Origin of the sequence: Sphingobacterium corticibacter (assembly GCF_003076635.1) — a bacterium.
GTDB classification, from domain to species: domain Bacteria; phylum Bacteroidota; class Bacteroidia; order Sphingobacteriales; family Sphingobacteriaceae; genus Sphingobacterium; species Sphingobacterium corticibacter.
Genome location: NZ_QDKG01000002.1, coordinates 99,896 through 112,407, shown reverse-complemented (window position 1 = coordinate 112,407; position 12,512 = coordinate 99,896). Strand labels below are relative to the sequence as shown.

Sequence of the window (12,512 nt, the reverse complement as noted above, 5' to 3'; positions counted from 1 at the left end):
ACGCCGGCATTATCCGGATCAGGTATGTTCCCGCTTATGTGAAACTGGGTATAATCTCAGCCTGTATTTGTGTTACTAAAAACAAGGCACCCCTAATCGATGGCGCAAAGCTATATTTTTCCTTCAAAATATAAAAGCCTAAATTTCAGAAGTAGCAAATTTTTGAGCGCTGTTAATTTTTAAATCCGCTCAGATTTCTTTACGTTTGATTACAAAGGTGAAGGGTTATTTCTTCACATAAACTCATTTTTGCGCTAGATGATAACTTACTATACTGCGGATTACATTATTCCCGTCACGTCTCCTGTCATTAAAGGTGGAGTTGTTGCTTTGGATGAAAAGGGCCTCATTATTGGGGTTTACCACTCCGCGGATCCGCAACTTCAAGATAAAGAATTGACCCGGTATGAGGGTGTTTTGATACCTGGGTTTGTGAATGGGCATTGCCATCTCGAACTTTCTCATATGAGAGGCAAAGTGCCTACAGGTACAGGCTTGCCAAAGTTTCTAAGTACCGTCATGTCGCAGAGAGTAGCTTCGCAAGAGGACATTGCGCAGGCGATGATCAAGGCAGATCAGGACATGTATGCTAAGGGAATACAAGTTGTCGGAGACCATGTCAATACCGCAGTTTCGGCCGCTGTTAAGGCGGAAAGCCCGATCTGCTACCATACATTTGTAGAATTGATCGGTTTTGATCCGGCGGTAGCCGACGAAAGAGTTGATCAAGCAAGAGATACTGAATATGAGTTCGAGCCCCAACGCACTTCGATTACGCCACATGCAGCCTATTCTTGCTCTAAGAAATTGCTAAGATCACTCTCCGATAAGGTGGATAACAAGAACATATTCAGTATCCATAATCAGGAAAGTGACGAGGAAAATAAGTTTTTCCGTTACAAACAAGGCGCATTTCTTGATTTTTATAAAGAAAATAATATTTCGCATGAACATGTGATGGCCAATGGAAAGAATGCGTTGCAAAATAGTATTCAGTTCTTGCCAGAAGAGAATCGGGTGGTGTTGGTTCATAATACGTACACTGCTCCGAAGGATATGGATTATGTCACGCGGATCGGAAGAGATGTGTATTACTGCTTATGTCCAAAAGCTAACCTGTATATTGAGGGGCGCCTGCCAAAAGTGCAAAACTTCGTGTTGAGCAAGCAGAAACTCATGATTGGCACAGATAGTTTAGCATCGAATGATACGTTGGATATTTTAGAAGAGTTAAAGGCCATTCATGAAGAATTTGAGGATTTGTCTTTAGAAACGACCATCGCTTGGGCTACGATCAATGGCGCTACAGCGCTCCGCTTAGAAGACAAATACGGTTCTTTGGAAGTTGGTAAAACTCCGGGACTACTTTTAATTAAGGGTTTAGACGGCTTATCGCTTACTGCACAAGCGTCCGTACAACGGATTGTTTAATATTTTATCGGAATGATTACGAGGTCTTGATCGGATCGCAAAATGAATGGCATTAAATCGGAAATGTCCGACTATATTTGCAAGCATGAAACAGTGGAATATCACCGTAACCGGTAAAGTACAAGGCGTGCATTTTCGGGCATCTACCAAAGCCGTTGCCGATCAATTAGGTGTAAAAGGTTATGTCGTCAATCAAGACGATGGTTCTGTGTTTTTAGAGGCTGTAGGTGATGACTTCGCATTAGACAGCATCAAAGAATGGTGCTGGGAAGGTCCTGATTATGCTGCGGTAGAGGATGTACAGATCGTGGAAGTAGAGCCAAAGTCGTATCACAATTTTGAAGTATACAAAAAACAACGGTAGGTGACTGGTATCAAGCGGCTTTTGACGGATACAATTATATATGGTTTTACCACCATTGTCTCGCGCCTGGTCAATGCTCTCTTGACCCCCATCTTTGTTAATAGGCTTAATGGTCCAGCCGCATTTGGTGTCTACACCAACTTGTACGCATGGATGTCCATGTTCAATGCATTTCTGGCCTTCGGTATGGAGACCACCTTTTTCAGATTTTTGCAAAAAGTGAAACCTGAAGAAAAGGGAAAGGTGTTTGATCACGCTTTTTTTGTGACTTTGTTAACCTCCTTGCTCTTAGGAATTACCATTTATTTCACGAAAGATAATATAGCGATTTGGTTTAATGAGGGTGGAGAATCCGCAGATTACAGTACCTACATTCAATTATTTTTGGGTATTTTAATTGCTGATGCACTCGCCGTTGTTCCGTTCGCGAAGCTACGTGCCGAAGGTAAGGCCATCCGATACGGTGCACTGAAGGTTCTAAATATTACTGTTAATATTGGTGCTAATCTACTTTTTCTCTTTTTCTTTCCGCAGCTTATTGCAGATAGCGATTTCTGGCGGGTGTTTTTCGCGGGCTGGTTTCAGGCTGACTGGGTGTTGGGCAATATCTTTTTAGCCAATCTCATCGCCAGTATTTCCACATTGCTATTACTACTGCCTCAAATTTTCAGTCTTCGTTTGCGACTTGATAAATCACTTCTTAAAAGTATGCTGTGGTACAGCTTTCCGATCTTAATAGCCAATATCTCATTTATTATCAACGAACATTTGGATAAGATGATGTTTCCCCATCTTTTTGAGGGAGCATCGGGTAAAGTCGATTTAGGGATTTATGGCGCTGTATCTAAGATAGCCGTTTTCATCAGTCTTTTTGTAACCGCATTTCGTTTAGGAGCAGAGCCCTTCTTCTTCTCCTACGCCAAAAATGAAAATGCCAAGAAAACGTACGCCAACATTATGCTTTATTTTGTCGTATTTATGGTGGTGGGTATGTTGGCTATGTGTGCTAATCTAGATTGGGTAAAGTACTACCTGAGTGCGCAAGACCCTGTCAAGCAAGCGCAATACTGGTCAGGGCTTTTTATCGTTCCTGTTTTGATGTTTAACTACGTTTTGTTGGGAATCTATATGAACCTTTCGATCTGGTACAAGCTCACTGATCAGACACGATATGGTCTATATGTATCGGTGATTGGAGCTATCGTCACTATCGTGCTGAACATTATTTTCATTCCACGTTATTCGTATGTGGGAGCAGCATTAAGTACGACTGTTACTTACCTATGTATGATTTCGTTGTCCTATTTCTGGGGGCAAAAAAATTATCCCATTCCTTACACGGTTGGTAAGATTTCTTTATATTTACTAAGTGCTATTCTATTGTCCGCCATCATGCAAGGGCCATTAAATAGTAATTTCTGGTGGTGTAATTTGCTACTTGTAGTGTATGTCGCTGCGGTAGGGATTAGTGAAAAGGCGATGATTATGCGCCTATGGAATGGAGCTGCTAAAGCGGCCAATCAGCCATCGAAGTAATCTCTGAAATTTTAAACCTGATCGCATGCCAATCATGCCGCAATCTATACGTGTAGACGCGCCTAAGCGTAAGCCAAGATTTTACGAGTTGCTCTATGTGCAAGTGCTATTTGCCATTGCGGCAGGCGTTTTTTTGGGTCATTTTTATCCCGACACAGGTGAGTCATTAAAGCCGCTAGGCGACGGATTCATCCAGCTTATTAAGATGATTATTGCGCCCGTGATCTTCATCACGGTTACTTTGGGCATCGCCTCCATGAATGATATGAAGAAGGTCGGTCGGGTGGCTGGAAAATCATTTATTTATTTCCTTACTTTTTCTACGCTTGCACTCATCATCGGACTCATCGTGAGCAACCTCGTTCAGCCGGGCAGCGGCTTGCACATTGATCCCGAAAGCTTGGATCTGGATAGCGTTTCGGAATATGTGGCTGGTGCCAAGGAATCATCCTTGGTCAAGTTCGTCATGAACATCATTCCTCAAACTTTGGTGAGCCCATTAACAGGTACGAATATCTTACAAGTGCTATTTACAGCGATAATTTTTGGAATCGGCATCGCTACGACGATCGATAAGAGTAAGCCCGTATATGATTTCTTGCAAGCACTCTCGCATCCCATCTTTAAGGTGGTGAGTATGCTGATGAAATTAGCTCCTGTTGGCGCCTTCGGCGCAATGGCTTTCACCGTCGGCAAGTACGGTTTGAGTGCGATGTCCAACCTGTTGTTTTTGGTGCTTACATTTTATTTGACGGCTTTCTTTTTTATCGCTGTGGTATTAGGAGCGGTAGCGCGATACAATGGATTTAATATTTTTAAGCTGCTGCGGTATCTGAAAGATGAATTGTTATTGGTGTTAGCTACGAGTTCCTCCGAATCGGCGTTGCCGAGTCTGATGCAGAAAATGGAAAAGGCTGGATGTGCCAAACCCGTGGTCGGACTTGTTGTGCCGACAGGTTATTCTTTCAATCTGGATGGCACCAATATCTACATGACCTTAGCCGCGTTATTTATTGCGCAAGCATGCGACATCGAGCTAGGGTTAGATCAGCAAATTATTTTGCTCTTGGTTGCGATGCTCAGTTCCAAAGGCGCAGCTGGAGTATCTGGAGCGGGATTTATTACCTTAGCAGCTACGATCGCCGTGGTGCCCGAAGTTCCTGTAGCAGGTATGACCTTGATCTTGGGCGTCGATAAATTTATGTCCGAATGCCGGGCCCTTACTAATTTGGTAGGCAACGCTGTAGCCACAGTGGTTGTGGCACGCTGGGAAAAGCAATTGGATTCTCAGCAGTTGCATGATGCGCTGGATGGGGTGAATCTCGAAGAGCTTGCCTAAGCATGTCCACATCTGCGTAATTTTCTTATTACGTTAATAAACGTTAACATTTTACGGTAAATACGCGTTTAACGTAGCTGAAACGATTCATCGGCCCTTCAAGACCATTCTATTTTACCTAAAAGGCATCATTTTTGATTCTTATGTCAACATAGTGGCAGAATCAAACCCGTTTATATGTATTTAATATTCCTCATCATTGGGGTTATCATAACTTTTATCTTAAGTGTCCTCAGCGGAGGAGGAGCCAGTTTGTTAGTCATGCCGATTATTGCGGCATTCATTGGTGTACAAGGTGTAGCGCCGATTATGACTATAGGAATCGCTTGTAGTAGCGTTTCTAAAACTTTTTTCTTCTGGAAGGATATTGACTGGCATTTGTTCAAATGGCTTTTTCCTTCTACGGTAATTGGTTCAGTGCTTGGTGCACGTTTGTTGGCCGAGGTGCCTACCGATTTATTACAAGTTATCATAGGGTTGTTTCTGGTTTCTACTGTCGTACAATTCAAGGCGCCAGGTAAAACGGAAGTCGAGCAGAAAAGTTCGATTAAAGCCTGGCATTTTGCACCAATGGGCTTGGTGGTGTCCTTTCTGTCGGGACTAATTGGTGGCGTAGGTCCGTTGATGAATTCGGCATACCTTAAGTACGGCATGTCCAAAGAAGCACTGCTGGGAACTCGTTCGGCCAATGCGATATTGTTGCACGTGACTAAAATCATCAGCTATGCTGCCTTAGGGCTTATTAATGGTGAAATCGTGAAATACGGTTTGATCGTTGGTGCAGCGTCCATGGTTGGCGTTTACTTTGGGCGCAAGTTGCTCGGTCGCATTTCTGAATACATGTTTCGCATGATCGTCGTATCCAGTATGGTACTGAGCGGAATCTATATGTTGATTAAAAACAAAGCATACATTCTATCGTACCTCGCTGATGTGTCGGTATAAATAAACAAGATTTTTGCCTCATCGCTCAACAAAAGGTAGGCAAGATAGGTTACCATGAGAAATAATAATTAAAGATACGCTATCCCCGATGTTCACAAAGCTACAAGCATAGAGATCCGGATAGCGCATAAGACCATAAAAAAAGACAAAATATAATATATGAAACTGTCCATTTCTAAAGGTGTTCATTTGGTAGAGCCGGGCGATTTTGAGCCGGCGGATCACTGGTATCCACGCGCATTGAACTCCAATCTGCACCCATTGGTGTCTTATTTTTTAAATCTAAACAATCATCAGCTCGTAGAACGCTATGTGCGCTTAAATCCACATGTGCAGAGCGAAGCATTGGAAAAGGTGATTAATTACACTCCAAAATATTTCAAATGGGCGGGTACCGACTTAATGCACGTAGTAAATAGCAAAGGGCAGAAAAAGCTCGTAGTTATCGAGACGAACTCTTGTCCTTCTGGTCAAAAATCCATGCCTTTGCCGGAGTTTGATCCAGAAAGTGGCGGCTACTACAAATTGATGAACGATACGTTCAAGCCGATCGTAGACGCACATGAAGAGACGGGCGCCCTCGCCCTGATCTATGATAAAAATCCGATGGAAAACGTAGGCTATGCCTCGGCGATTGCCGATGTGTTTGGCGAGCCGGTTTACTTAGCAGAATACAAGTCGAGCGATACGGAATCCGTGAAGTTTGAAAACGGGAAACTACACATCGAAGACGAACAAGGCAATTGGGTGCCGATCAGAGCGGCATTTCGTTATGTCACACAGCATCCTTGGGATCGTATCCCCGAGAAATCCAAAACCTTGTTGTTGAACCCAATTGAAGCTTGTTTGGCCGGAGGCCGAAACAAAAGTGCCGCTTACAAAGCATATGCCGACTTTAACCAAGAATTTAAGAAAGATGGATTGGAGATCTATGTGCCCAAAACGTTCTTAGATGTGTCACTTGGCGAATTAGCTTCTTACTATGATCAATTAGAAGGAAGCATGGTGATCAAGGTGCCAGATAGCAATGCGGGACAAGGTGTGTACACGGTGACTTCGCAAGCGGAGTTTGATAAAGCTTACCAAGCGTTATCGGCCAATCCAGATGATAAATACCTGATTCAGGAATTAATCTTCAGCAATGCAAACGAAAAGTTCGAAAATGCCTTTTACCATATAGGTACCTTGCCGGATACGAAGAACCGAAGCTTTGCTTTCGATGCGCGGATGATGGTGCATGCAACAGATAAGGGAATGCGGCCATTAGCCATTTATTCTCGTAAATCTAAGTATCCACTTAATCAGCCCTTGCCCGAAGGATTGGATTCGTGGGAAGTGTATGGAACCAATCTATCGGTGAAAAACACAGACGGTTGGTCGTATGACGACGTGCGTCTGATCTTGTTCGATATTAAAAATTTCGGTATATTGGGTTTAGGGCTAGATGAGTTGATTGAAGGTTTTGTGCAAAGCTGTATGGCTGTGTACACGATAGACCAGCAAGCTAAAAGAATGTTTGACTAAGCAAGAAAAGTTATGAATAATGTATTGGTTATAGAGGATGATTTGATGTTTTGTAAGCTAGTGAGCAACTACTTAAACAAAAACGGACATCAAGCATCGCAAGCAACAGATGGCGCTTCTGCAAAGGAGCAACTACAACGAACGGAATTTGATGTGGCATTAGTGGATTACCGCTTGCCAGATACTAATGGCATTGATTTGGTACGTTGGATCAGGGAAAACACATCGGTGAGCAATGTGATTGTGATGAGCCGCATGCTCGATGAGCAACTGCGTGAAGAAGCACAGTCGCTGGGTGTCACCACTTTCCTCAACAAACCTTTCAATCCTTCAGAGCTACTAGCGCTGCTGAAATAAGGTTAATTCCATTTCACATTGATCGCACGGTGTTACTGGCACCTTGCGATCAATAGATGGCTACATAAATCTGCTCGTCCTTGAATTCACTAAAAAGCAAGATATTCTTCATTCTTATGCTGTCGGCACTCTGTATTGGCGGTATAGGTTTCTATTCGATCAATAACCTGTTTGAACTCACAGACCGTGTAGCACAATTGTCCAACCCGAATAAGAAATGGGAGCTTTTCAGGCAAATCACCGCAGATTTACATCGTCTCAATGATGTCTTTTATACCCAAAGTCTGAACCCGGCGGAAGATTTCGACAATCAGTATGTGCTATTGATCGATTCTATCGGAGATAACATTCGCCAGCTGCGATCTTTGTACTCGAATGAGTTGGATTCGGCAGGTATTCAGGATCTGGACTCCATCCCGGGCGTATTGGAGCAAATCAAGAATGAATTTCGTGGGCTCAAATCCATGCGTAGCGAAAAACAGTTGGAAGTACTGGACAACTTGGAGGAGGATCTATTGGCTAAGCTGGATACCTTTAGCTCCAGCGATTCTCTCAATATTGTGGATCGTATCTCACTGGAGATACGTAGTCGGAATATTCCAGATAGTATGTTTTTCCAAAAAGAGAGTCCCGACAATAAAAAGCGTGGCTTTTTCCAACGATTATTTTCTAAGGCGAAACCACCAAAACCGGAGCCCAAGGTTCTGCAGCAAACCTACAAAACGATTTCTGACACGGTGGTTCATACCGTTACGGATACCGTGGTCGTTGAGCGTGTAGATGTGCCTTCTACCGAAGATCGAGTTACCGACGTGATAAAAGATGCTTTTACGAATTATTATACGGATGAGCTAGAGCTCATGGAGCGTATTAATCAAAGCGAAATTAAGCTCTATCAAAAAAGTGCGCGTATTACGATGGGTTTGGAGCAAATACTAAATGATTTGCGCTTTCAAGAGAATAATCAGACGATGGAGCAGGCACGTCAAACGGCCGCGTTCTCCAAAAATTTCCAACACACTATCATCGTTGTCATTGTTTCATTTGCGGTGTTGAGCTTCTTACTGGTATTCTTAGTAGGACGAGATATCAATAAAAATAAAGAATATCAGGAACAGATATTGAATAATGAAGAGAAGGCCAAGCGAGAGGTCATTGCGAAGCAACAATTTTTGACAACGATGAGCCACGAACTGCGTACGCCACTCACATCGATCATTGGTTATGCCGAATTGCTTGATGCGTCGGATACCAAAGCGCGCTCCATTAAGTCATCTTCGTTACACTTACTCAATGTGGCCAATGAAATCTTAGATAGTGCCAAAATCGAGTCGGGCATCATTGAGATATCGGATAACGTGTTTGACCTGACCGAACTGCTGAAACAGATCAAAGATAATACGGTCAATATGATCACGGACGCCAAATTAGAAGCGCAATATGCTCTGCCAGAAGACCCGTTTTATGTAGCGTCTGACTCCTACCGTATTCAGCAGATCATCTACAACCTAATCCATAATGCGATTAAGTTTAGCTACAAGGGTTTTGTCAAACTCACTGCCCGTGTAGTGGAGACGGATGGCATTTACGAAGTGAGCATCGATGTAGCCGATTCAGGCATAGGGATTCAAGAATCCAATATCAATCGGATCTTTGAAGAATATCAGCAAATAGGTACATACAAGAACAAATCGAAGGGCATTGGACTAGGTTTGGGTCTGGTGAAGAAAGTGGTGCAACAGTTAGATGGCACGATTTCGGTCACGAGCAAGGTGGGAGAGGGCTCTACATTTCACCTCTTTCTGCCATTGAAAAAGGCAGATGCGCCGGTGTCTAAAGATGAAATTGCTAGCTTGTCAAAATCCTTACTGAAAGGAAAGGAAATCTATTGTGTAGATGATGATCCACTTATCACGAAGCTGTATGAAATGATCTTGAGCGAGTATGGGGCAAATGTATCCTCTATAAACGAGCCACTGATGGCCTACCAGCACTTGAAGCAAGAAGGGGATAAATATGATCTAGTCATCACCGATGTCAAAATGCCGGAGATGACGGGGCATGAGCTACTTGCAGCTTTGACGGCAGATGGTATGCGGCCGAAGAAAGTCATTGCATCGACCGCCAACGTATTGTTAAACGATGAAGAGAAGAGTGAGTTAGCAGCGTACGATGCATACATATCAAAACCAATCTTAAAAATTAAACTCTTGAAGTCGATCACCGAAATTCTAGAGGTGGCTTGGGACACATCTGGATCGCAAGAGTCTGGTCTTGCTACCGATGGTTCATCACAGCCTATGTTTTATCTCGAAGATCTGGAAGTGTTTACGATGGGCGATGATGCGATGCTGGAAGAGGTGTTGGAAGAGTTGCAGCAGGGGAATAGCGCGATGTTGCAAGATGGTATGCGTTATCTGCGTGAGCGCAATGCGGTCGCTTTGGGGGAATTGGTGCATAAGCTTAGTTCGCGCTTTGCACAGATTAAAGTCAAGGAAATTCGCCCCGTGAAACCATTAGAAAAAGCTTTGCTTAATCAGGAAGATAAAATGACGGAGGCCGAAGAATTACTTACCTATTGGAGCGAGGTCAATCATCGATTGGAGCAATATATTGCCGATCGATTTAAGCCAATTGGATAACAAGATAGACTGCGGGAACGGATTTTAAGAAAGGATAAGTTCCGGGTCAAACTGATGCTCGATTTCTTCTAATACTTCCAAGATTTCGGCTAGCGTAGGAAGGCTCACCAAACGCATTCTATATTCTTTGAAGTTCGGGATTCCTTTGAAATAGTTGGCATAATGTCTGCGCATTTCAAAAATACCCGTTTTATCGCCTTTCCACTCGATGGATTTTGTCAGATGCGTTTTACACACATCAACGCGTTCTTTGATGGTTGGGCCATCCAAGTGTTCACCCGTTTCAAAAAAGTGTTTGATCTCTCTAAAGATCCATGGATAGCCAATCGCGGCGCGACCAATCATGATGCCGTCTACTTCGTATTCTTGGCGCCATGCTGCCGCTTTCTCCACGGAGTCCACATCGCCATTTCCAAAGATTGGAATCTTTACGCGCGGATTTTTCTTGACATCTCGGATCATTGTCCAGTCTGCCTGCCCTTTGTACATCTGCGCACGCGTGCGACCATGAATAGAAAGTGCTTTGATACCCACGTCTTGCAGCCGCTCGGCTACTTCATATACATTTTTCGTGTTGTCATCCCAGCCTAAGCGCGTTTTTACGGTTACTGGCAAATTTGTACCTTCTACCACGGCTTTGGTCATCGCGACCATCTTATCGATATCCTGCAACAGGCTTGCGCCTGCGCCACGACAAGCGACATTCTTGACTGGGCAACCGTAATTGATATCAATCAGATCCGGACCCGCTTGAGAGCTGATCTCCGAGGCCATGCGCATGTGGTCGATTTCAGAGCCGAAGATCTGAATTCCAATGGGGCGTTCATACTCAAAAATGTCTAATTTTTGACGCGACTTAGCCGCATCGCGAATAAGTCCTTCTGATGAGATGAACTCGGTATACATCATATCCACCCCATTTTGCTTACAAACGAAGCGAAATGGCGGATCACTTACATCTTCCATAGGTGCAAGTAATAGCGGGAACGCGCCCAAATCTATATGATCTCCAATTTTTACCGACATAGCGGCACAAAGATACGAAATATTTTATTTTAAGGTGTTAAGATCCTACTACATAGCCCAGCATGTAGTCGTTGAAGCGTTCGTAGTAGACATCAAATAATTGCGAGGTACCATGCGCATCCAAGCGAACTTGCATCACACCTTGCGGCGTGTATTCAAATGGTAAGATCGTCATATTGTGGTAGAAGGAAGTGCCTTTGTTGCCTTGCAACTTATATACGGCCTCTTTTGCGCACCAGCACGCATACAGCTGTTCGATGCGATTCAAGGTGGCGGGAATAAAAGCCAGTTCTTCTGGCCGAAGAAATTTCTCTCTGATCCGTTCAATTTTATCTTTCACCAGTTCTAGGTCAATACCACAGGCTCCTCTGTTACTCAACATGGCGCCAGCATAGTCAAAAGAGTGTGTAAGTGAGATCTGCAGGGGGTAATCCGGGAGATATGGCTTGCCATTTGGGTCTGGCACACATTGAATATATTCTTCTGTTTGTAACAATTGTCGAAGTAACACTCTAGTAGCCAACCAGTGCAATGTACGCTTTCCTTTATTCAAGGTTTTTAGCGTATGTGACTCGACGTCATTGAGTTGTAGAAAGGATAATAACTCGTCAGCTGTTTCCTCAATTTTCCAAATCGCAAATTTAGAGTCCGCATCGAGCTCTCGTAGATAGACTAATCCCATATTCAAAAATAAGCAACAAAAGTGAAATTTGCTGAATATCATTCAATGATGTATTTTTGATGCCCGGCTATTTTCCTAATGTCGGGTTTAACAAGAGAAAATATGATCTTATCTGATAAGCGAATACTGGCAGAGATTGAAGAAGGCACGATAGTCATTGAACCTTTTGATCGTACCTGCCTTGGTACCAATTCTTACGACGTACACTTGGGCAAGTACCTGGCTACCTATCGCGATCGTGTATTGGATGCCAAGAAACACAACGAGATAGATCATTTTGAAATTCCGGAAGATGGTTTTGTTCTGCAACCCGATACCTTGTATCTGGGTGTTACTTTAGAATATACAGAGACGCACAAGCATGTTCCGTTTTTGGAAGGAAAATCAAGTACTGGAAGATTAGGTATTGATATTCATGCCACCGCAGGTAAAGGTGACGTGGGCTTTTGCAATACGTGGACGCTGGAAATTTCCGTAGCTCAACCGGTACGTATTTATGCTGGAATGCCGATTGGGCAATTAATTTACTTTGATGTAGAAGGTGATATTGAAACACTTTACAACACCAAAGGAAATGCCAAATACAATACTAAAACCGTACGACCAGTCGAAAGCATGATGTGGAAGAACTCCTTTTAGCACATAAAATACGCTAAAACATTCTTA

General features: G+C 43.3%; 11 protein-coding genes. 9 read left to right on the top strand and 2 right to left on the bottom strand.

Annotation, left to right across the window (positions count from 1 at the left end):
- Positions 1 to 258 precede the first annotated feature (258 nt).
- The 8 genes from DC487_RS06435 (at position 259) to DC487_RS06400 (ending at position 10,138) form a co-directional block, all read left to right on the top strand.
- Positions 259 to 1,431 carry an amidohydrolase family protein gene (locus DC487_RS06435; protein WP_116775146.1) on the top strand — a complete coding sequence of 391 codons (1,173 nt, stop codon included), beginning with the start codon at positions 259 to 261 and terminating at the stop codon, positions 1,429 to 1,431.
- 85 nt (positions 1,432 to 1,516) lie between these two features.
- The gene (locus DC487_RS06430; RefSeq protein WP_116775145.1) at positions 1,517 to 1,795 is read left to right on the top strand and encodes an acylphosphatase; all 279 of its coding nucleotides are present in this window, start codon (positions 1,517 to 1,519) and stop codon (positions 1,793 to 1,795) included.
- Positions 1,796 to 3,331 (top strand): MATE family efflux transporter, encoded by a 1,536-nt coding sequence (locus DC487_RS06425; RefSeq protein ID WP_116775144.1) that lies wholly within the window; start codon positions 1,796 to 1,798, stop codon positions 3,329 to 3,331.
- Between the two features lie 34 nt (positions 3,332 to 3,365).
- Positions 3,366 to 4,670 carry a dicarboxylate/amino acid:cation symporter gene (locus DC487_RS06420; protein WP_116775579.1) on the top strand — a complete coding sequence of 435 codons (1,305 nt, stop codon included), beginning with the start codon at positions 3,366 to 3,368 and terminating at the stop codon, positions 4,668 to 4,670.
- A gap of 177 nt (positions 4,671 to 4,847) precedes the next feature.
- On the top strand, positions 4,848 to 5,615 hold the full coding sequence (locus tag DC487_RS06415; protein WP_116775143.1) for a sulfite exporter TauE/SafE family protein: 768 nt from the start codon (positions 4,848 to 4,850) through the stop codon (positions 5,613 to 5,615).
- Between the two features lie 159 nt (positions 5,616 to 5,774).
- Complete coding sequence (locus tag DC487_RS06410) at positions 5,775 to 7,139, top strand: ATP-grasp domain-containing protein (protein ID WP_116775142.1); 1,365 nt, start codon at positions 5,775 to 5,777, stop codon at positions 7,137 to 7,139.
- 12 nt (positions 7,140 to 7,151) lie between these two features.
- On the top strand, positions 7,152 to 7,496 hold the full coding sequence (locus DC487_RS06405; protein ID WP_116775141.1) for a response regulator: 345 nt from the start codon (positions 7,152 to 7,154) through the stop codon (positions 7,494 to 7,496).
- 80 nt (positions 7,497 to 7,576) lie between these two features.
- Positions 7,577 to 10,138 (top strand): hybrid sensor histidine kinase/response regulator, encoded by a 2,562-nt coding sequence (locus DC487_RS06400; RefSeq protein WP_133228432.1) that lies wholly within the window; start codon positions 7,577 to 7,579, stop codon positions 10,136 to 10,138.
- A 24-nt stretch (positions 10,139 to 10,162) separates the two neighbouring features.
- Here the strand turns inward: DC487_RS06400 and dusB are convergent, their stop codons facing one another.
- Complete coding sequence (gene dusB, locus DC487_RS06395) at positions 10,163 to 11,164, bottom strand: tRNA dihydrouridine synthase DusB (RefSeq protein ID WP_116775139.1); 1,002 nt, start codon at positions 11,162 to 11,164, stop codon at positions 10,163 to 10,165.
- Between the two features lie 37 nt (positions 11,165 to 11,201).
- On the bottom strand, positions 11,202 to 11,846 hold the full coding sequence (locus tag DC487_RS06390; protein WP_116775138.1) for a 4'-phosphopantetheinyl transferase family protein: 645 nt from the start codon (positions 11,844 to 11,846) through the stop codon (positions 11,202 to 11,204).
- Positions 11,847 to 11,948: 102 nt separating this feature from the next.
- Between DC487_RS06390 and dcd the strand changes: the two genes are divergently transcribed.
- Positions 11,949 to 12,485 (top strand): dCTP deaminase, encoded by a 537-nt coding sequence (dcd, locus tag DC487_RS06385; protein ID WP_116775578.1) that lies wholly within the window; start codon positions 11,949 to 11,951, stop codon positions 12,483 to 12,485.
- Positions 12,486 to 12,512: the final 27 nt, after the last annotated feature.

Bases quoted from the DNA above. Each gene is read 5' to 3' on its own strand.
- DC487_RS06435 (WP_116775146.1), top strand. From the start codon at position 259: ATGATAACTTACTATACTGCGGATTACATTATTCCCGTCACGTCTCCT.
- DC487_RS06390 (WP_116775138.1), bottom strand. From the start codon at position 11,846: ATGGGATTAGTCTATCTACGAGAGCTCGATGCGGACTCTAAATTTGCG.
- DC487_RS06420 (WP_116775579.1), top strand. From the start codon at position 3,366: ATGCCGCAATCTATACGTGTAGACGCGCCTAAGCGTAAGCCAAGATTT.
- dusB (WP_116775139.1), bottom strand. From the start codon at position 11,164: ATGTCGGTAAAAATTGGAGATCATATAGATTTGGGCGCGTTCCCGCTA.
- DC487_RS06415 (WP_116775143.1), top strand. From the start codon at position 4,848: ATGTATTTAATATTCCTCATCATTGGGGTTATCATAACTTTTATCTTA.
- DC487_RS06410 (WP_116775142.1), top strand. From the start codon at position 5,775: ATGAAACTGTCCATTTCTAAAGGTGTTCATTTGGTAGAGCCGGGCGAT.
- DC487_RS06405 (WP_116775141.1), top strand. From the start codon at position 7,152: ATGAATAATGTATTGGTTATAGAGGATGATTTGATGTTTTGTAAGCTA.
- DC487_RS06430 (WP_116775145.1), top strand. From the start codon at position 1,517: ATGAAACAGTGGAATATCACCGTAACCGGTAAAGTACAAGGCGTGCAT.
- dcd (WP_116775578.1), top strand. From the start codon at position 11,949: ATGATCTTATCTGATAAGCGAATACTGGCAGAGATTGAAGAAGGCACG.